General features: G+C 31.8%; 21 protein-coding genes and 1 other RNA gene. 10 read left to right on the top strand and 12 right to left on the bottom strand.

The window, feature by feature from the left end; all coding sequences use genetic code 11:
* Positions 1-67: 67 nt before the first annotated feature.
* From ssrS to Q0870_RS06520, 3 genes are all read right to left on the bottom strand, one after another.
* Positions 68-198, bottom strand: a non-coding RNA gene (gene ssrS, locus Q0870_RS06530) — 6S RNA.
* Between the two features lie 55 nt (positions 199-253).
* Positions 254-547: a cell division protein ZapA gene (locus Q0870_RS06525; protein WP_298553529.1), complete on the bottom strand. Its 294-nt coding sequence runs from the start codon at positions 545-547 to the stop codon at positions 254-256.
* Positions 548-562: 15 nt separating this feature from the next.
* Positions 563-853 (bottom strand): hypothetical protein, encoded by a 291-nt coding sequence (locus tag Q0870_RS06520; protein WP_298553527.1) that lies wholly within the window; start codon positions 851-853, stop codon positions 563-565.
* A gap of 176 nt (positions 854-1,029) precedes the next feature.
* On the opposite strand from Q0870_RS06520, the gene Q0870_RS06515 reads away from it, so the two are divergent.
* Genes Q0870_RS06515 through Q0870_RS06505 form a run of 3 tightly spaced genes read left to right on the top strand, consistent with a single transcriptional unit; the run spans position 1,030 to position 6,313 of the window.
* Entirely contained in the window at positions 1,030-2,715 is a 1,686-nt protein-coding gene (locus Q0870_RS06515; RefSeq protein ID WP_298553526.1) for a M23 family metallopeptidase, read from the top strand.
* The gene (locus Q0870_RS06510; RefSeq protein WP_298553525.1) at positions 2,669-5,188 is read left to right on the top strand and encodes a carboxypeptidase-like regulatory domain-containing protein; all 2,520 of its coding nucleotides are present in this window, start codon (positions 2,669-2,671) and stop codon (positions 5,186-5,188) included. The genes Q0870_RS06515 and Q0870_RS06510 overlap by 47 nt, the downstream gene beginning before the upstream one ends.
* A gap of 12 nt (positions 5,189-5,200) precedes the next feature.
* Complete coding sequence (locus Q0870_RS06505) at positions 5,201-6,313, top strand: hypothetical protein (RefSeq protein WP_298553524.1); 1,113 nt, start codon at positions 5,201-5,203, stop codon at positions 6,311-6,313.
* On the opposite strand, the gene Q0870_RS06500 is transcribed toward Q0870_RS06505, so the two are convergent.
* Positions 6,310-7,449 carry a cysteine desulfurase family protein gene (locus tag Q0870_RS06500; RefSeq protein ID WP_298553523.1) on the bottom strand — a complete coding sequence of 380 codons (1,140 nt, stop codon included), beginning with the start codon at positions 7,447-7,449 and terminating at the stop codon, positions 6,310-6,312. The two genes, Q0870_RS06505 and Q0870_RS06500, sit on opposite strands and share 4 nt — an antisense overlap.
* A gap of 135 nt (positions 7,450-7,584) precedes the next feature.
* Between Q0870_RS06500 and Q0870_RS06495 the strand changes: the two genes are divergently transcribed.
* Entirely contained in the window at positions 7,585-8,511 is a 927-nt protein-coding gene (locus Q0870_RS06495) for a hypothetical protein (protein WP_298553522.1), read from the top strand.
* Here the strand turns inward: Q0870_RS06495 and Q0870_RS06490 are convergent.
* Positions 8,508-9,071, bottom strand: a complete 564-nt coding sequence (locus tag Q0870_RS06490; protein ID WP_298553521.1) for a DNA mismatch repair protein MutS — start codon at positions 9,069-9,071, stop codon at positions 8,508-8,510. The genes Q0870_RS06495 and Q0870_RS06490 overlap by 4 nt on opposite strands.
* A gap of 2 nt (positions 9,072-9,073) precedes the next feature.
* Positions 9,074-9,265: an LPXTG cell wall anchor domain-containing protein gene (locus Q0870_RS06485; protein WP_298553520.1), complete on the bottom strand. Its 192-nt coding sequence runs from the start codon at positions 9,263-9,265 to the stop codon at positions 9,074-9,076.
* 174 nt (positions 9,266-9,439) lie between these two features.
* Between Q0870_RS06485 and Q0870_RS06480 the strand changes: the two genes are divergently transcribed.
* The 3 genes from Q0870_RS06480 (at position 9,440) to Q0870_RS06470 (ending at position 12,004) form a co-directional block, all read left to right on the top strand.
* Positions 9,440-11,323, top strand: coding sequence for a T9SS type A sorting domain-containing protein (locus Q0870_RS06480; RefSeq protein ID WP_298553519.1), 1,884 nt, complete (start codon positions 9,440-9,442; stop codon positions 11,321-11,323).
* 69 nt (positions 11,324-11,392) lie between these two features.
* Positions 11,393-11,668 (top strand): DUF2752 domain-containing protein, encoded by a 276-nt coding sequence (locus Q0870_RS06475; RefSeq protein WP_298553518.1) that lies wholly within the window; start codon positions 11,393-11,395, stop codon positions 11,666-11,668.
* Between the two features lie 9 nt (positions 11,669-11,677).
* Positions 11,678-12,004 carry a CCC motif membrane protein gene (locus Q0870_RS06470; RefSeq protein WP_298553516.1) on the top strand — a complete coding sequence of 109 codons (327 nt, stop codon included), beginning with the start codon at positions 11,678-11,680 and terminating at the stop codon, positions 12,002-12,004.
* A 64-nt stretch (positions 12,005-12,068) separates the two neighbouring features.
* Here the strand turns inward: Q0870_RS06470 and Q0870_RS06465 are convergent, their stop codons facing one another.
* The 5 genes from Q0870_RS06465 to Q0870_RS06445 form a co-directional block, all read right to left on the bottom strand.
* On the bottom strand, positions 12,069-12,518 hold the full coding sequence (locus Q0870_RS06465) for a DUF5362 family protein (RefSeq protein ID WP_298553515.1): 450 nt from the start codon (positions 12,516-12,518) through the stop codon (positions 12,069-12,071).
* A gap of 2 nt (positions 12,519-12,520) precedes the next feature.
* The gene (gene rocD / locus Q0870_RS06460) at positions 12,521-13,798 is read right to left on the bottom strand and encodes an ornithine--oxo-acid transaminase (protein WP_298553514.1); all 1,278 of its coding nucleotides are present in this window, start codon (positions 13,796-13,798) and stop codon (positions 12,521-12,523) included.
* A 152-nt stretch (positions 13,799-13,950) separates the two neighbouring features.
* Positions 13,951-14,337, bottom strand: a complete 387-nt coding sequence (locus tag Q0870_RS06455; RefSeq protein WP_298553513.1) for a DUF6768 family protein — start codon at positions 14,335-14,337, stop codon at positions 13,951-13,953.
* A gap of 5 nt (positions 14,338-14,342) precedes the next feature.
* Positions 14,343-14,882: an RNA polymerase sigma factor gene (locus tag Q0870_RS06450; protein ID WP_298553512.1), complete on the bottom strand. Its 540-nt coding sequence runs from the start codon at positions 14,880-14,882 to the stop codon at positions 14,343-14,345.
* Positions 14,883-15,362, bottom strand: coding sequence for a hypothetical protein (locus Q0870_RS06445; RefSeq protein ID WP_298553511.1), 480 nt, complete (start codon positions 15,360-15,362; stop codon positions 14,883-14,885).
* A 109-nt stretch (positions 15,363-15,471) separates the two neighbouring features.
* Here Q0870_RS06445 and rlmD point away from each other — a divergent pair, with 109 nt between their 5' ends.
* The 3 genes from rlmD to Q0870_RS06430 all read left to right on the top strand — a co-directional run bounded on the left by rlmD (position 15,472) and on the right by Q0870_RS06430 (position 18,305).
* A complete protein-coding gene (rlmD, locus tag Q0870_RS06440; protein ID WP_298553510.1) occupies positions 15,472-16,887 on the top strand; it encodes a 23S rRNA (uracil(1939)-C(5))-methyltransferase RlmD in 1,416 nt (471 codons plus the stop codon).
* A gap of 184 nt (positions 16,888-17,071) precedes the next feature.
* Positions 17,072-17,608, top strand: coding sequence for a DUF6452 family protein (locus Q0870_RS06435; protein WP_298553509.1), 537 nt, complete (start codon positions 17,072-17,074; stop codon positions 17,606-17,608).
* Positions 17,609-17,636: 28 nt separating this feature from the next.
* On the top strand, positions 17,637-18,305 hold the full coding sequence (locus tag Q0870_RS06430) for a DUF6048 family protein (RefSeq protein WP_298553508.1): 669 nt from the start codon (positions 17,637-17,639) through the stop codon (positions 18,303-18,305).
* A gap of 267 nt (positions 18,306-18,572) precedes the next feature.
* Here Q0870_RS06430 and Q0870_RS06425 read toward each other — a convergent pair whose 3' ends face one another.
* Positions 18,573-19,046: an OsmC family protein gene (locus Q0870_RS06425; protein WP_298553507.1), complete on the bottom strand. Its 474-nt coding sequence runs from the start codon at positions 19,044-19,046 to the stop codon at positions 18,573-18,575.
* Positions 19,047-19,081 lie beyond the last annotated feature (35 nt).

Below are 19,081 nucleotides of genomic sequence, written 5' to 3'. Positions count from 1 at the left end.
TTTAAATACTAACTAACATATTCAAATTGGTATATAAAAAAGCCTACACCGGTATAAAGTTTTGTATAAACTCCTTAAAAACAAGTTTAGGGCTAACAAGCTGATCAAGGGTCTGCTCGAGATACCGAAAATAAATTCAGTACTAGCAGCATGCTTTTACAACTTAAACTCACCCTTTTTAAAGAATTAACGTTGAGTTTATCAAAAAAAATAACCAATGTAGGCAGTAACTTTTAGTTTATTTTAAAGAACGTTAAGAAACTATATGAGCATGTAACAAATCATTTAAAGCATTTAGTTTTTCTTCTACATGCTCATTTACATTTGTTTTATCAATAGACTTCTGCTCTACTTGAGATGCAAATTGTAAGGCACACATTGCCAAAACATCTTGTTTATCTCGAACAGAATAACTTTGCTCAAATTGCTTTATCATAGCCTCAATGTTTTTAGCCGCTTTACGTAATCCTTCTTCTTGACTTGGCTCAATTGTTAAAGGATATACTCTATTAGCTATAGATAGCTTTATTTTAAGCTTTTCTGACATTGAGTTTAATTAGCTTTAATCAGCGAGTTGAGCAATACAATGATCAATGTCCCTGATTAATGCGTTTATTTTAAGCTTAGTTTCTCTTTTATTATCGTCACTACCAAGTATTGTATTTGCAATTTTAAGTGCTTCATATTTTTCTTCCCAATCAGCTATATGCTTTTTTTGGGTTAAATTTTCTTGCTTTGAAATCTCTAATTCTTCATTTAATTTCAAATTAGCAAGTTTCAAAAGCTCTAGTTTGTGTAATACTTTACTAATCTTGTTTTCTAAAGAATCTACAATATCTTCAATATTACTCATTTACAAATTTCAATACTTACCTTACAAAGTTAACATTCTTAGCCATATATTACAATTGTTTTATCATAAAATTTTTCTTTCTAAGATTAAGCCCAATACAAAACAGCATGGCTTGATTTTTGCTTTATTCTTTGCGCTTTCATATCAAATTAATATTTTAGCCATAATACATACCTATGCGATTTATACTGTCCCTCTTTCTAGTTTTTTCATTATTCTCAAGTGCACAAAATAATTATCCGCAGGATTATTTTAGTAGCCCTTTAGATATCCCGTTAATTTTATCTGGCACATTTGCCGAGCTTCGCTCTAATCATTTTCATTCAGGAATGGATATTAAAACGCAACAGCGTACAGGCTTAAAAGTTAGGGCTTCTGCCAGTGGCTTTGTTAGTAGAATAAAAGTATCGCATTACGGTTATGGCAAAGCACTATATATAACACATCCTAACGGGTATACTACGGTGTATGCGCATCTTCAAAAATTTTCGCCAGATATTGAAGCTTATGTAAAAAAACAGCAATATGAAAAAGAATCTTATGAAATTGAGTTGTTTCCAAAAGCAGAAGATTTAATCGTTTTAAGAGACGGTCTTATTGCATATAGTGGAAATTCTGGTGGTTCTGGCGGTCCACATTTACATTTCGAGATTAGAGATAAGCAAGAACGCCCAATGAATCCTATGTTATTTGGAATGGATATTAAAGACACTAGCAACCCCATAATCAAATCTATTTATGCATACCCTTTAGATAGAAATTCATTTATTAATAATTCTAATACTAAACAAAAACTACGATTAACACCTTTAAATAATGGTGATTATAATGTTGAAAATATTAAAGCATTAGGGAATATAGGTTTTGCTATTAGTACTTTTGATAGGCAAGACTTAGCTGCAAATTCTAATGGCGTATACAATATTCAAACATTTATTAATGGTAAAAGAAACTTTGAAATAGATTTTAAACGTTTTTCTTTTGATGAAACTAAGCATATTAATCAGCTTATAGATTACGAGCATTTTATAACAAAAAAGCAACGTGTTCAAAAATTATTCAAAAAGAACAACCCTTTAAGTCTTTTTAATTCAGTGCTTAACGATGGAGTTATAAAAATTGAAGACAGTACGTACTCGGTTTATAAAATTAAAGTTTCTGATTTTAAAAACAATGAGGCTTGGGTAACCATTCATATAAAAGGTACAAACAGAAGTATAACCCAACCTGCTCAAGAAAAAGTTACTCCCTACTATATTAAAGCAAACCAAACCATAAATTTAAAAACAGAAAATGTTGTTGTAGATTTTTATAAAGACACCTTTTATGATGATTTTTATATAGATTTTGAAGTAAAAAACGATACACTTAAACTTCATAAAGACGTAAAAGCTACTAAAAAGAATTTCAACATTACTTATGATGTTAGTAAATATTCAAACGCCGATAAAAGCAAACTTTATATTGCAAGACTAGTTGGCTATAAAAATTCCCCATCATATACTTATACCAAAAGAAAAGACAACTTATTAATTGGGCGTTCAAAAAAACTAGGCACTTACGCTCTTGCTATGGATACTATAAAACCAAAAATTTCTAGTGTTAACTTTAAGAGTAAACAATGGCTAAGCAAGTATAGATATCTAAAAATTAAAATTGATGATGAAGGTTCTGGAATATCAAATTATCGCGCTACTATAAATGGAAAATGGATATTGATGGAATATGATTACAAAAAAAACACCCTTATCTACGATTTTAATGATAGCAAGATAACTAGCACTAAAAACAATTTAAAAGTAATTGTTACCGATAATGTTGGAAATAATTCTACTTTTGAAACGTTATTTTATAGAAAATAAACTTTTTATACTTTTGAAGGCAAAACAACTACTAACTACCATCCTGTTTTTTTCAATCCTAACCTTAAGTTTTGCACAAAATGCAACTATTAAAGGAATTATTCTTGATGAAAAAAATAATCCTATAGAAAAAGTAAGCATAAAAACTGAGGATAATGGAACAGAAACAAATACCAACGGTTTTTACAGTATTACAATTCCAGCTAATAAAAATATAACTATTGAGTTCACCCATCTTTCACATAAAAAGGTAACAAGTACTTTCAATTTAAAAAACGGTGAGGAACTTGAATTTAATCCTGTAATGAGTGCCTCAATTGAACAAATAGCCACTATTATTATTAATAGTAATAGAAAAAAAGAGGTTGAAGGCGTTATTACGATAAAACCAGATGTTATTCGCAAAATCCCTGGAGCCAATGCTGGTGTAGAAAATTTGTTATTAACCTTACCTGGGGTTAGTAACAATAATGAGTTAAGCACACAGTATTCCGTTCGAGGAGGAAATTATGATGAAAACTTAGTATATGTAAATGGTATTGAAGTTTATCGTCCATTTTTAGTGCGTTCTGGTCAACAAGAAGGTTTGAGTTTTGTAAACACAAATTTGGTGCAAAATGTAGATTTCTCTGCAGGTGGTTTTCAGGCAAAGTATGGTGATAAGCTTTCATCTGTTTTAGACATCACATATAAAAACCCTTATCAATTTGAAGTTAATGCCGATTTAAGTTTATTAGGAGGAAGTCTTTCTGTGGAAAACATAAGCAAAGATTCCAAATTCACAGGAATTGTTGGGCTTCGTTACCGCGATAATAGTTTATTAGTAAATGCTAAAGAAACAGAAACTAATTTTAGACCAACATTTGCAGATGCCCAAGGCTTTTTTACCTATAAGTTTTCCAATAAATTTAATTTAAGTTTTTTAGGAAGTGCTTCAATTAATAAATACAATTTTGAACCACAAGCCCGACAAACTAATTTTGGAACATTAAGCGAGCCCGTGGCATTATTGGTATTTTATGATGGTCAAGAAAAGGATAGATATCAAACACTTTTTGGCGCCTTTAAAGGGTCTTATTTTGCAAATGATGATTTAACGCTACATTTAATTGCATCAACATATCATACTACTGAAGAAGAATACTTTGATATTTTAGCACAATATAGATTAGGAGAAGTAAACGGCAATATAGGCGATGAAAATTTAGGGGAAGTTGAATTTAGCCAAGGCATAGGCAGCCAATTGAACCACGGAAGAAATGATTTGGACGCACTTATTACCAATATTGAGCATAAAGGCGATTTTAAAGTTAATGATAATAGGTTTGAATGGTCTTTAAAATATACAAATGAAGACATTAGGGATCGTTTAATTGAGTGGGAAGTTATCGACTCGGCAGGATTTTCTATAAGACCTCCCAGAACATCTCCTAATGAACAACCTTACGAACCTTTTACGGGCCCTTTAGAGCCATTTCAAAATGTTAGAGCTACAAATAACACTCAAATAAACAGATTTCAAGCTTATGCGCAATGGAGTAAACGAAGCACTTTAGGAACAAGTGATGTTTGGTATAATGCAGGTATTCGTGCGCACAGTTGGTCTGTAAGCGGTGATGATTTTTCAACATCAAACCAAGTTGTTTTTAGTCCGCGTGCTCAATTTGCAATAAAGCCAAATTGGGAGAAAGACATGCTTTTTAGGGTTGCAGGTGGTTTGTATTATCAACCTCCCTTCTACAGAGAACTCAGAGATAGAAATGGTGTGGTTCAACCAGATGTAAAAGCTCAAAAATCATTTCATCTGGTATTAGGAAACGATTATAGTTTTAAAATGTGGGACAGACCTTTTAAGCTCACCTCAGAAGTTTATTATAAGAATTTAACAGATGTTAACCCTTACACACTTGAAAATGTTCGTATTAGATACAGAGCTAACAATAGTGCGGTTGCATATGCTTACGGGCTAGATATGCGCTTAAATGGCGAATTTGTTCCAGGAACAGAATCTTGGTTTAGTTTTGGGTATCTAAAAACCGAAGAAAATATTAATAACAGAGGTTATATATCTAGACCAACAGACCAGCGCTTAAAGTTTGCAGCACTCTTTCAAGATTATGTTCCAAATATGCCAAATTTAAAAATGTATTTAAACTTGGTATTCAACACTGGTTTACCTGGAGGTTCGCCAAGTTATGCTGACCCATATCAATATCAAAACAGATTACCATCATACAAGCGTGCTGATTTTGGTTTGCAATATGTTCTAGTAGATGCAAAAAAACAATTTAATAGCGGTTGGAAAAAACCGCTTAAAGAACTTTCCTTTGGTTTTGAAATATTCAATATTTTTGATATTCAAAATTCTATAACAAATACCTGGGTAAGAGATGTAAGCAATAAAAGACAAATTGCTATCCCTAATTATTTAACGCCTCGGGTTTTTAATGTTAGGACTACTATGAAGTTTTAATAAATTAAAAATATGAAATATACATCCACATTATATTTTTTAATATTTATCATATATTCATGTACTTCTGGTGGAGATGAAAACACCTCTATCAATTCTTGTGATAATGGTACCATCAAAGGAGAAGGAACTATAGTAGGGATTACATTAAGCACGCAGAAAGAAGTTGACGATTTTGGAAACATGTGTTATACTTCCATAGATGGAGGCTTGTATATAAACGGTGAAAACTCAAAAGACCCAATCACTAGTTTGAAAAGCTTGAGGAATCTTAAACACATAGTTAACTCGTTAGCAAATGATAATTTGGGTGGTCTAACTATACACAAAACAGATATAAAGTCTCTTGAAGGTCTTGAAAACTTAACTTCATCAGGACTGATACATATAGATAAAAACAGTTATTTAGAAGACATATCTAGTTTATCAAATTTAAGTTTAACTAGAGGCTTTGGTTTTAGTTTTAATCCGAAACTAAAATCCTTAAATGGAATTCAAAACTCGCATATTAAATCTTATTTTTCAATTGCCTACTGTAACAGTTTAAAAAACTTACCTAAATTCAAAAACATTTCTTCTTCCTTAATTTCTTTAGACATAAACGACAATGAGTCATTAACATCGATAGAAGGGCTCGAAAACTTAACTCAAATTAGTGACGATGGTTTGGGCATTAAAATAATTAACAATATAAATTTAGCTTCATTAAAAGGCTTAGATAATTTGAAACATATTCATGGATATTTCACAATTGAAAATAATATTTCGCTAAAAAATCTTAATGCTCTGAGTAACTTAGAAAATGTAAAAGAAAATTTAATAATATTAAGCAATCAATCGCTTAATACTCTAAATGGTTTAAATTCATTAACAATGATAGATGATTTAATGATTGCAAATAATAACTCTTTAACTTCTCTAGAAGGTTTAAATAATTTAATCTCTGCTGACATTTTAAGTATAGGAATGTATTGGGGAGTTAGCTCTTATCCTAATACCAAGTTAAAAGATTTTTGCGCTTTACAAAACTTATTTACTACTGGTTCTTACGGAATTGTAAAGATTCAGTATAATGCCTATAACCCAACAGTTTCGGACATTCAGTCTGGTAATTGTAATAATTAAATAAATCCCTTTAAAACATTAATCACATAATTAACCTCTTCTTTAGTATTAAATATGCTAAATGAAAACCGAATAGATGGCTTTTCTAAATCGTCATCATTCAAAATTTCAGATAACACATGAGATTTTTGAGAACTTCCACTTTGGCAAGCACTACCTTTAGAGCAGGCAACACCCTTCAAATCTAATTGAAATAATAACATAGCAGCCTTTTTAGGAGAAATAGGTAAACATATATTAACAAGTGTATATGTGCTTTTATCTAAACTTTCAGAAAGTCCATTAAATTTTACACTTGGTATGCTTTTTTTTATTTCATCAATAAAATAGTGCTTTAATGTTTTCACATAATGAGTCTCTTCATCTAAAACATCATAAGAGGTTTTTAAAGCAACTTCCATCCCCACTATATTATGGATACTTTCTGTTCCAGCACGTAAACCACGTTCCTGCTCCCCACCCACAATTAATGGTTTTAATCCTGAGTTTTTTCTAATAAAAGCAAATCCAACACCTTTAGGTCCATGAAATTTATGAGCAGATGCTGCTAAAAAATCCACTGGAATATCCAGTAAATCTATTTTATAATGCCCAACAGATTGTACTGCATCAGTATGGAAAAGTGCCTCATTCGCTTTACATAAATCAGTAACTTTTTTAAGATCTAGAAGGTTTCCAATTTCATTATTTACATGCATAAGTGTAACTAATGTTTTTAAATCTGACTCTAAAAAACGCTCTAAATGCTCTAAATCTATTTCGCCAGAAGGCATAATATTTACATAACTTACCTTAATATTATTTTCAATCTGAAGTTTTTCAACGGTGTGTAAAACAGCATGATGCTCAATTTTAGATGTAATTATGTGCTCAACTCCTAAATCCTTCACAGCACTATTCAAAACTAAATTATCAGCTTCTGTACCACCAGACGTAAAAATAATTTCGCCAGCAGAAACATTTAAACAACTTGCTATTGCTTTTCTTGATTTTTCAACTAAAGCCTTTGAAGCTCTTCCAAAACTATGAGAAGACGAAGGGTTCCCAAAATTAGTTTTCATAATTTCAGATATAGCATCAATGACCTCATTACGTATTGGGGTAGTTGCTGCATTATCAAAATAAACTGACTTCATTAGACCATATATTTAAAATAAAACCATTAAATAAACTAATGGCTTTAATCCCCAAAAATACTTGAAATAAAATTATTATCAATAACAACCGTTATAATTAACAATTCTATTATTTTTGCTTAAAACCCAAATGCGATGCGTAAGTTATTTTCTGCTTTTTTAATTTTAAACTTAGTACTTCTTAACTCCTGTGATGATGGAGATATTATTACAGTTGAATTAGATTTTGATGATACTTTTGAAGCCTGTGAAGGTGCAAATGATTTGGTTTTTTATAAAACTAAAGACGACCCTTCTGAATCTTTATCACTATTATTAAATAATGTTTCTCTAGAAGATATTTTTGAAGTTGATGATACTGGCGTATTTGAAAAAACGTATACAATAAGCTCAACAAACCCTTTTAATTATCGTACTTATAGCGATACTTCTTTACCAAGTGACTTGTTTTGCAATACTATACCAAACTCTGAAGTTAATATAACTCAAGACATAGAAAGTACTAGTGGTAGTGCTTTGTTAAGAACAGAATTAATTGAAGATGATGGTGATGGCATTCCTGCTGAATTAGAGAACCAAGACCCAAATGGAGATGGTAATTTTGATGATGCACAAGATACAGATGGCGATGGCTTACCTGATTATATTGATGCTGATGATGATGGTGATAATATTTTAACTAAAAACGAAGATCCAGATCCAAATGAAGATGGCGATTTAAGTGATGCACAAGATACAGATGCCGATGGAGTCCCAGACTATTTAGATGATGATGATGATGGTGACGGTATTAATACAAGAGATGAAGAAAATGATAGTCAAGACCAAAATCCAGCAAACGATTTTACTGTAAGTGAATTGGCCGATTATTTAAATCCAGATATTGCTAATACTGTTAACGCCACTGCATACAGAGAGCATACTATAACTCAAAGTTACGTGGTAACCTTAACACTTTCTAATTTTGATTTAGTAGTATTATCTCAAGACAGTTTTGATTTTGGTGTTTTAGAAGATGGGACAACAACAGATACCAGAACTGAAACTCCAGATTTTCCTTAATTATTAGAGGTCTTTTGATAAATATAAACCTCTGTAGCCCCTAATCCATATTTTTGGTAATTGGCATCGTAGAATTTTATATTATTGTAACGCCCAAATAAGTACTCTAACTCCATTTTTAAAACACCCTCGCCCACACCGTGTATAAAAACTATTTTTTGGATGCGCTTATTAATAGCAAATTCAAGCTTATGTACTGCGGTATCAAGCTGGAGCGTGAGCATCTCATGATTAGACATACCCTTATAAGATTTAGCTAAATGATGGATATGCAAATCGACCTCCATAGTAGGTTCATATCTATCTTTAGCTTTTACTTTTGGTTGGTTTTTTCTTTTTGGGACTTCTTTTTCAGAAACAACAGCGTCTATACTAGATTTTGAGAAAATCTGAGTAGCCATAGATTCTTTCTTATCCTTTACAACTAATTCATTAGCACGAAAATCTAATAAAAAACCATCTTCTGTTTCAATAGAAATTGTATCGCCTTTTATATTATTAACAACTCCAGATAAATCTTCATCTAATACCAGAACATAATCTCCTAGATTAATTGCCATAATTAATTATTTTCAGAATTATTATCATCCTCATTGTTGTGTCTGCTTGGTATATTTCGAGATATTCTATAAATCCCAACAACAAGTATAATTATACCACCTATAAGAATATATTGATTTTGATCTGTTCCAGTTTTAGCATACATCGCTATAAAAGCGCCAACTATAATTAAAATGTAGTTTACATATTTCATGTACTAATGTGTTATAATATGGTCTGCAAATTACGCTAAAAATTGGTTTTACTAGTGTCTTTCTTTTAAAGAATTACAAAACAATTTATCGTTAAAATGCATTTAAATACGATAAATTGCATTATTTAGAAATAAAAACATATATTTGCGGAATAAATTCGACTTCATAAGTCTATGTTTAAAAGAATTTTTGTCTTATTTATTTTTACTTATAATCTTGCTTATACCCAAGATTTATATGTTGCTGATAATAGCTATTTGTATGCTAGAGATGTGGTCGTTTTTGTTAATGATGACATTAGACTTGAAACAGCAACATCAAACCTTTACTTTAGGGGAGATGCCCAACTTATTCAAAATACAGACTCGAAAAATTCTGATTTAGGCGAACTTTCAATCTATCAAAATCAAAATACAGGTATTTACGAATACAACTTCTTTTGTTCTCCCGTTGGTGTTTCAGTAAACGGTACTGCACAAGCTAATGTTGATTTTAACGGAACTAATATTCACGACCCTGCCGATCATACAGATTTAACAAACGTAAACAGTACTGCATATTTGTATACAAGTGCATACGATGGTACCGCAACTGAACTTTCTGATTATTGGATGTACACCTTACGCGACGCTGAAGGTTATTATAGTTGGAATCAAATTTATAATGCCGGAAATGCCCAAACAGGCTACGGCTTTACCTTAAAAGGAAGCCCTAACCCAAATAATGTTTTAGATTTTAGAGGTAGGCCAAATAATGGCACTATTACAGTTAGTTGCCTTTTTGATGGAACCGATAATCAACCATCAGGAACCCCCAATTCAGTTGCAACTTTAACAGGCAACCCTTACCCATCTGCATTAGATTTAAAGCTGTTTTATGCAAACTCAGTAACGAATCAGACAAGTTTAAGTGGTGAAATATTTTTCTGGGAACAAAAAGTGAAAAATTCGCATTACTTAGCTGATTATGAAGGTGGTTATGGTGTTTATATTCCAGGTGATATAACCCCTCCTTTCTCAGACAATGGAACATATACTGTAGCTCCCTTTGAAGCCTACAATAATAACGGCACCACAAGCGGTACTACTTCTGGGAATACTACCGATTTTAGTGGAAATAACCAAAGACGCTACGCAGCAATTGGCCAAGGTTTCGTGGTACAAAGTGATGTTATTTCTGGAGGAGGTAATGTAATTTTTGATAATTCCATGAGAGTTTATTATCCTGAAGATTCAACTATAGGTGGCGATGGTTCTATTTTTGCTAAAAATGACAAATCAAAAGGTGTTAAAGTCTCAAAAAAAATAATTCCAATGTCTCATAACGGAGTTGATTATAATGTCATTTTTGAAAACCCAAAGATAGTTCCGGAAATAAGGTTACATACTCATATTAACAATACATTTTATAAAGAAAACGTCATAGCATTTAGAGAAGGTACACCTGATAATGATGTATATAATAAGTTTTATGATGGTCAAAATATAAATGAATTAGCCTCGGACGCCTATTTAATATCCAGCGAAAAAGAACTCGTAATTAAATCCATTAATTATAATGATACAACAAGATTATCTTTAGGGTTAAAAGCTGCAACTGACAATACAGAGTTTAGCATAAAAATAAACAAGTTAAAAGATGTTCCAGAACATGTGGAAATTTACTTATTTGATAGTGAAAACAACACCTATACAGATATTAAAAGCGGCGCATTTAATATTACTTTAGACTCTGGTGTTTATAATAATCGTTTTGAGGTTACTTTTAAACAGAGTGAAGCATTGAGCATAACAGAAAATATTTTTGACGATTTCAAAATATTCCAAAACAATAGAATTTCTCAGTTAAAACTAATAAATCCAAATAACTTAACTATTAAAACATTTAGTTTATTCGATGTTTCTGGAAAACAAGTTATGATGGATTATACATCTTCAGACCAAAGAAAACGTACCTATTCAACAAAATCACTTAGCGATGGGGTTTATATTGTTAAAATTGACATAGAGAATAATCAAGTCTTCAACAAAAAAATTGTAATTGCTAACAGAAATTAAAAATTACGGTTACTATTTTCTTAATTCACTTTTAGTATTTTAGCTATACACTATTCGTTTTACAATATTATGGAAGAGTACATGCTACCGTGTTTAAATAAAAAACTCTTTGGTTTTGAATGTATGGGTTGTGGTTTACAACGGTCTATCTCATTAATTTTTCAAGGTGAATTTGTTGCAGCTTTTCAAATATACCCAGCTATTTATAGTTTAATTACTTTATTTTTATTCATCGGGATAAATATTTTCTTTAAATTTAAACATTCAAATAAAATAATTAGTGTTCTAGCCACCATAACGGTTGCAACAATTATTACAAGTTATATTATTAAAATAATTAATTAAAAATCACTCATGGAACAACAAAAACTCAATCCAACTCTTGTTTACGTATTAGCTATTTTAGGTCTATTATGCTGCTGTGTTGGCGGTTTTGGATTTATACTAGCTGGAATTGCATTTTTTATAGCAACTAGCAAACTAAAAGAAGTAAAACTTAATCCTGAAAACTTTGACACAGCTAGTGTAAAAGCAATGGACACAGCAAAAACTGTAGCTTTAGTGATATTAGTGATAAACATCTTATATCTTATTTACACTATTTACCAAATTTCGACAATTGGATGGGATGAAATTATGAGACAATCTCAAGAAATGATGGAACAATATCAAAATCAATAATTAAATATAAAAAAGGCTCCAATTAATTGGAGCTTTTTTTATTAACCTAAAATTATTTATCATTTTAAAAAAATGAAGTACCTAAAACTACTCCTATTATGGTAAGAATATAAAGTCCAATAATTGCGATGGAAAAAATACCAATGAATTTATAATGCGACTTTAAATTTAAAAACGCTTTATTAAAGTTTTCATTATTATCAGAATGCAATGCTCTTTTCATATTTTTTGCAAACTTTAGCAAGTATAATACTGGAAAAAAATAAACTAACGCAATAAGTATATAAAATAGTCCAATACTGGTAGAGTAACCCAATCCGTAAGCCGTTTCAGCTCCAAATTGATTAAATCCAGAATACATGCTAAAGCCAATACCTCCCAAAACCATAAAGCCTATACCTACAAAACCAAGTATTGATAAAAAATAGGCCCATTTCGATATTTCTTTTAAAAAACCTTTAATCTCTGTACTTACTTCTAATTGAAAACTTTCAAAAGCTGATTTTTCTTCCATATTTATTTTTTAAATTGTTTTAATGTTTTAATAATTATGTTAACACAATCTAACAATTGCTCTTCGTTCATAACCAAAGGCGGTGCAAAACGAATAATATTGCCGTGCGTTGGTTTTGCTAATAACCCATTATCGCGTAATGCTAAACAAATATTCCAAGCGGTATCACTTTCCTCATCATCAATCACTATAGCGTTAAGTAACCCTTTACCTCTAACAAGTTTAACAATACTACTAGTCTTTATATATTTATTTAATTCACTTCTAAATAAGTTACCCAGTTTAAATGCATTCTCTGCAAGTTTTTCGTCTTTAATAACTTCAAGTGCTGCCATTGCAACAGCCGCCGCTATAGGATTACCGCCAAAAGTACTTCCGTGGTTTCCAGGTTTTATAACGTTCATAACGCTATCATTTGCTAAAACTGCAGAAACAGGATATACGCCTCCACTTATAGCTTTACCTAGAATTAAAACATCTGGTTTTACATCTGGTACGTCTGAGCAGTTTTTATTTTCACATGAACAGTTTCCACAAGTTGCTAATAAACGTCCTGTTCTGGCAATACCAGTTTGTACTTCATCAGCAATAAATAATACATTGTACTTTTCACACAGTGCTTTAGCTTTTATTAAATAATCATCACTAGGCACATAAACACCCGCTTCGCCTTGTATAGGTTCCACAAGAAAACCAGCAATGTTAGGATTATTTTCTAAAGTTTCTTCTAAAGCCTTTAGGTTATCATATTCAATTTTAATAAACCCATTGGTATACGGTCCAAAATTTTTCCTAGCTACAGGATCATTTGAAAACGAAATAATAGTTGTTGTTCTCCCATGGAAATTGTTTTCACAAACAATGATTTCAGCTCTATTTTCATCGATACCTTTTACCTCATAGGCCCATTTTCTACAAAGTTTCAAAGCCGTTTCTACAGCTTCTGCACCAGTATTCATTGGTAAAAGTTTGTCAAATCCGAAAAATTCGCAAGCAAATTTCTCGTATTTTCCTAGTATATCATTATAAAATGCTCTGGAAGTTAACGCTAATGTTTGCGCTTGTTGCACCATAGCATTCACTATTTTTGGATGAGAATGTCCTTGGTTTACTGCAGAATATGCCGATAAAAAATCGTAATACTTTTTACCTTCTACATCCCACACATACACACCTTCTCCTCTATTTAACACAACAGGTAATGGATGGTAATTGTGTGCACCATACTCATTTTCTAAATCTATCGCTTGTTGCGAAGTTAATTGGTCTAAAACAGCCATTTTAATTTGTTTTAAATTAATAAAATAACCATTCCTTATCTACCTTTATCCTTTCGAGAATCCCGATAGCTATCGGGACGAAAATTCAGCGTGGGAAAGAAATCATCCCTAGGAGGGACAAATCTAGTAAATATTAGTTGCTTCAAAAAATATTATTCAGACATTCTACCAGATAGCGAAGACACTTGTATTTCCAGACGTTTAATTTCTCGTAATAATGCGTTTTTATCCATTTGCATCCAAGCAAAAACCTTAAGCATACTAACACCAAGTAAAAAAACTATGCTTCCTGTTGCCCATTTTATCATATCAAAAGTAACTTCAGAATTAAAAAATTGCACTAGACAATATATGAATAAACCGAAAAATACTAAAGTCATAAAATTCATCATATACATAATCCACTTATTTTTTCCTTTGAACAATCCCCAAACCATTTGCAAAACGTTTTGCTCATCTAAATCATCATAAAATTTAGCTTCCTCTTCTGTTAATGTCTCCTTTATTAATTTGTCAATATCGTCTTGATTTGTTTTCATAATTTCTATGTTTTTAAAAGTTGTTTTAATTTTTCTCTGGCGTGAAATAATCTTGATTTTGCTGTTCCTACAGAAATGTTAAGCATTACACTAATTTCTTTCAATGAATAAGATTCCGTGTAAAACAGTTTTACAACCACTTGTTGATGCTTGGGCAACTGCTTAAACGCCTCTAAAAGCTTCAATTTTATTTCTGAATTGGTATCTAAAGGCTTTTGAATAGCTACTGTTTCTTGTTCATATTTTATTTGTTCTTTGTGTTTTTTCTGTCTTTTATTTTTATTTAACCAATCTATAGCGTTGTTGCACACAATCCGTAATGCCCAACTCCCAAAGCTTTCTGGTTTGTTTAAAGCTTCTATTCTATTTATTATTACTGTCCAAGAATCTTGAGCAATATCCTTAGCAACATCGGCATCTTTAACCAACCAATACGCTTTCTCACAAAAGGTTTTGTGCCATTTTTTTACTAATTGGTTTAATGCACTCTTATCCCCTGATTGGAATGCTAAAACTAAATCGCTATCTAATTTTTTTTTCTTCACTTATTTTAAAATATATCTCCAAATACGCACCCAAAAAGTCCATTTCGTAAATGTCTTAGTCTCTAAAAAATTGTTCTCAATCCTATCAAAAGCATTTTCAATCAACGCATCATGCAACCATCGTATTACAAAAATCCATTTTAATGTTGCTAATCCTTCAGTTTTCATAATAATGCTATGCTTCACTTCTGTTGATTTAGCATCAATCGCTTTAATTTCAAATTTATGAATACCATTAAATCCTTTAGGTTTCAAAAATCTAAACACTATCTGTTCTCCAATATCATAAGTTTCAACGGTATATCTTATTATTCCATGTCCGCCTTTCTCTCCTACCTTCAATCCATTTTTAAATCGCATTGCGGGCCATTTATCTTTAGGCCAAACTTTATCGTATTTTATTGATAGTGTTCCCAACAAAGTAACCACTTTAGCTTTGGGTTGATTAATTGTTCGTTTATGGATGTTTACAACTTGCATTATACTCTAAAGACCGTAAAAAAATAAAAAGGTTCATTTTATTTTGAAGTTTTTTAAAGATAATTCTATTTACCTACAATTAATCTGTTGCTATTATTATTTTTGCAGCATGTCTAGAAGAAGTAAACAAAGAAAACAAGTTTTTGAGCACGTAGAAGTTATTGATGCTGGTGCCAAAGGAAAAACGGTAGCAAAAGCGCCTGACGGAAAAGTAATTTTTTTACCAAATGCGGTACCTGGTGATGTGGTTGATGTACAAACTTTTAAAAAGCGAAAAGCGTATTACGAAGGTAAAGCAACGGTTTTTCATAAACTTTCGGACAAAAGAACAGAGCCTGCTTGCGAGCATTTTGGAACCTGTGGTGGTTGCAAATGGCAAAACATGACCTACGAGCATCAATTATTTTACAAGCAAAAAGAAGTTACCAATAACTTAACTAGAATTGGACATATTGAGCTTCCAGAAGTTACTTCTATTTTAGGTTCTGCTGAACAATACTTCTATAGAAATAAAATGGAGTTTTCATTTAGTGATAGCCGTTGGTTAACCCTTGAAGAAATTCAATCTGATGAAGATTTAGGTGATAGAAACGCTCTTGGATTTCATATTCCTGGTATGTGGGATAAGATTTTAGATGTCAAAAAATGTCATTTACAAGCAGACCCTTCTAACGCTATTAGAAATGCCGTTAAGCAGTTTTCCATTGATAACGATTTAGAATTCTTTAATACCAGAAATCAAACCGGATTATTAAGAACCATGATGATAAGAACATCTACTACTGGTGATATTATGGTGATGATTCAGTTTTTTAAAGAAGATAAAACTAAACGCGAATTATTACTTGATTTTATTACAGAAACCTTTCCTCAGATAACATCATTACAATACGTTATAAACGGAAAAGCAAACGATACTATTTACGATCAAGACGTAATTTGCTACAAAGGCGCCGACCATATTTTTGAAGACATGGAAGGTTTAAAATTTAAAATAAACGCGAAGTCTTTTTACCAAACCAACTCCAACCAAGCTTTTGAATTGTATAAAATCACCAGAGATTTCGCTGGATTAACAGGAGATGAATTGGTTTACGATTTATATACCGGAACCGGAACCATTGCTCAGTTTGTTTCAAAACAAGCTAAAAAAGTAGTTGGTGTAGAGTCTGTACCAGATGCTATTACAGCAGCCAAAGAAAATGCACAATTAAATAATATTAATAACGTTGAATTCTTTGTTGGAGACATGAAACAGGTTTTTAATGATGTATTTATTGAAACTCATGGGCAACCCGATGTTATTATTACTGATCCACCAAGAGACGGTATGCATAAAGACGTGGTACAACAAATATTAAACATAGCGCCAAAACGCGTGGTTTATGTAAGTTGTAATAGTGCCACTCAAGCCAGAGATTTAGCCTTAATGGATGCCACATATAAAGTTATAAAAACCCAAGCTGTAGATATGTTTCCGCAAACGTTTCATGTGGAAAATGTAGTTTTACTTGAAAAACGGTAAAAAGTTGATTCGTTTATAAAAAGTTAATTTGTTTATTGCACATAAAAATAAAATATCATCAATTAAAATTTAATTCTGAAAATGATTATATATTAGTCAGAAATAAGTTTAAAAAAATAACGACTATGCCAAATGCTTTGAGGAAGTCTCAGCTAAACAAATAAACGCATACACAAAAAAATTCATGAAAAAAATAAGCCTACTTATTATAATTCTTATTATAGTTGGAAACTATAGTTGCGAACGGGATGATATTTGTCCGGATGCAACCCCAACAACACCCAGATTAATTATAGATTTTCTAGATGCTACAGATTCTGATATCCAAAAAAATGTTTTTGACATAGTGGTTGTTGGAGGTGATGATAATGCCGTTTTACCTGGTTATTATTTAACAAATACTAGCAATCTTATTTTACCCCTAAAAACAACTGACAACACAACAGAATTTACTATTATTAGTAACGCTAAGGAAAACGACAATGACACCCCAGATGATACTAGTGATGATTTTATAGAAGGAAATCAAGACCGTATAGAAATAAACTACAGTCGTGAGCAAGTATACGTATCGCGAGCTTGTGGTTTTAAAACTATTTTTAAAAACGTAACATTAACCATTGTTGATGATGGTGATAACTGGATGCTTTCTAGACAACCATTAACCGATAACCAATCTGTAGAAGATGAAACAACAGCGCACTTTAATATATCGCATTAGTACATTAATATGCTTGATATTATTTTGTGTGTCTGCTAACTCACAGAATAAAAGTATAGACAGTTCGGCCAATGATTCCAATAGAATTAAACTAAAGTACGGCCTTCGTGTTGGTACCGATATTGGTAGACTTGCCAGAACCTTTTTGGATGACACCTATACTGGTTTTGAAATTATGGCAGATTATCGCTTAAAAGAAAAACTATATATAGCTGGCGAAATTGGAATTGAAGAAAAAAACACCATTAACGATTATTTAAACATTACAACCAAAGGTAGTTATATAAAAGGTGGTATAGACCTAAATATGTATGAAAATTGGCTAAACATGGATAACATGATTTATGCAGGTTTTCGTGTTGGAGCAAGTACATTTAGTCATGATTTAAATAGTTTTGCAGTGTACAGTATAGACCAATTTTGGGCACCTCAATTAACATCAACTGCCAAACAAGAAATTACTGGGCTTACAGCATTTTGGGCAGAAATTATATTAGGCCTTAAAGCCGAATTATTTAATAACTTGTACATAGGGTTAAATGTGCAATTAAAAATAGCTGTAAGCGAAACTATACCTAATAATTTTGAGAATGTTTATATTCCGGGGTTTGGTAAAACTTACGATAGCGGCGCCATTGGTGCCGGTTACAGTTACTTTCTGGCTTATAGAATTCCGCTTTACAAAAAGGTTAAGTAGTTATTAGTTGCCATTGCGAGGAAGCATGACGCGGCAATCTGTTCATAATTAACTCTTATAATTTGGGCGTTACCCACAAGGGGTCGGGCTATCCGTTATATCTTTTTAAAAGTCATTGCGAAGCGTGAGCGACGTGGCAATCTGTCAAAGTCTAGTTACAACACAAATTTATAGTTTCCCGCTTTTAAAAAGGATGCCACTACTATCCTTAACGCGGGCAAATCCGCCAAAGCAAATCTTCAAACCACAAACCACTTACCACTAACTCTAGTCAATAACTATTTCTGCATAATGCTCCACAGGAAAATTACAAGAATTAGCAATAAAACATAAACTATTAGCTTTAGCATGTAGCGTTTTAGCCAGTTCCTTTTTTGAAGCATCCTTGATAGTTACCACAGGGTTTAAAGTTACTTTTTTAAAACGCCCACTACCCGACCCTTCAACCTCTAAAATGGCTTCAGCGTTATCTTCATAACATAAAACCTCAATATTGTGTTGCGCGCAAACGTATAAATACGACATCATGTGGCAAGATGCCAGGGCAGATAACAGCAAATCTTCTGGATTATAAAGTGTCTCGTCGCCTCTAAATGGTTTTGCTGCCGAAACCTCTAAAGGTGTTTTTTTGTTAGCTATAGTTACCACATGGTTTCTACTAAAACCTTTTGGGTTTTGGGTGGTTTCGTTAGTGCCTAATTGCCAGTTTACTTTGGCTTTGAAAATGTGGTTGAAGGGCATGGGTTTCTTTTTTTTGAAAGATACGAATCTGTTAA

Origin of the sequence: uncultured Algibacter sp., assembly GCF_947487575.1 — a bacterium.
GTDB lineage: Bacteria > Bacteroidota > Bacteroidia > Flavobacteriales > Flavobacteriaceae > Algibacter_B.
Note: the sequence above shows the minus strand (reverse complement) of the source record. Positions and strands in the feature narration are given on the sequence as shown.

Coding starts and splice junctions, on each gene's coding strand:
- Q0870_RS06525 (WP_298553529.1), bottom strand. CDS start 547: ATGTCAGAAAAGCTTAAAATAAAGCTATCTATAGCTAATAGAGTATAT.
- Q0870_RS06520 (WP_298553527.1), bottom strand. CDS start 853: ATGAGTAATATTGAAGATATTGTAGATTCTTTAGAAAACAAGATTAGT.
- Q0870_RS06515 (WP_298553526.1), top strand. CDS start 1,030: ATGCGATTTATACTGTCCCTCTTTCTAGTTTTTTCATTATTCTCAAGT.
- Q0870_RS06510 (WP_298553525.1), top strand. CDS start 2,669: ATGTTGGAAATAATTCTACTTTTGAAACGTTATTTTATAGAAAATAAA.
- Q0870_RS06505 (WP_298553524.1), top strand. CDS start 5,201: ATGAAATATACATCCACATTATATTTTTTAATATTTATCATATATTCA.
- Q0870_RS06500 (WP_298553523.1), bottom strand. CDS start 7,449: ATGAAGTCAGTTTATTTTGATAATGCAGCAACTACCCCAATACGTAAT.
- Q0870_RS06495 (WP_298553522.1), top strand. CDS start 7,585: ATGCGTAAGTTATTTTCTGCTTTTTTAATTTTAAACTTAGTACTTCTT.
- Q0870_RS06490 (WP_298553521.1), bottom strand. CDS start 9,071: ATGGCAATTAATCTAGGAGATTATGTTCTGGTATTAGATGAAGATTTA.
- Q0870_RS06485 (WP_298553520.1), bottom strand. CDS start 9,265: ATGAAATATGTAAACTACATTTTAATTATAGTTGGCGCTTTTATAGCG.
- Q0870_RS06480 (WP_298553519.1), top strand. CDS start 9,440: ATGTTTAAAAGAATTTTTGTCTTATTTATTTTTACTTATAATCTTGCT.
- Q0870_RS06475 (WP_298553518.1), top strand. CDS start 11,393: ATGGAAGAGTACATGCTACCGTGTTTAAATAAAAAACTCTTTGGTTTT.
- Q0870_RS06470 (WP_298553516.1), top strand. CDS start 11,678: ATGGAACAACAAAAACTCAATCCAACTCTTGTTTACGTATTAGCTATT.
- Q0870_RS06465 (WP_298553515.1), bottom strand. CDS start 12,518: ATGGAAGAAAAATCAGCTTTTGAAAGTTTTCAATTAGAAGTAAGTACA.
- rocD (WP_298553514.1), bottom strand. CDS start 13,798: ATGGCTGTTTTAGACCAATTAACTTCGCAACAAGCGATAGATTTAGAA.
- Q0870_RS06455 (WP_298553513.1), bottom strand. CDS start 14,337: ATGAAAACAAATCAAGACGATATTGACAAATTAATAAAGGAGACATTA.
- Q0870_RS06445 (WP_298553511.1), bottom strand. CDS start 15,362: ATGCAAGTTGTAAACATCCATAAACGAACAATTAATCAACCCAAAGCT.
- rlmD (WP_298553510.1), top strand. CDS start 15,472: ATGTCTAGAAGAAGTAAACAAAGAAAACAAGTTTTTGAGCACGTAGAA.
- Q0870_RS06435 (WP_298553509.1), top strand. CDS start 17,072: ATGAAAAAAATAAGCCTACTTATTATAATTCTTATTATAGTTGGAAAC.
- Q0870_RS06425 (WP_298553507.1), bottom strand. CDS start 19,046: ATGCCCTTCAACCACATTTTCAAAGCCAAAGTAAACTGGCAATTAGGC.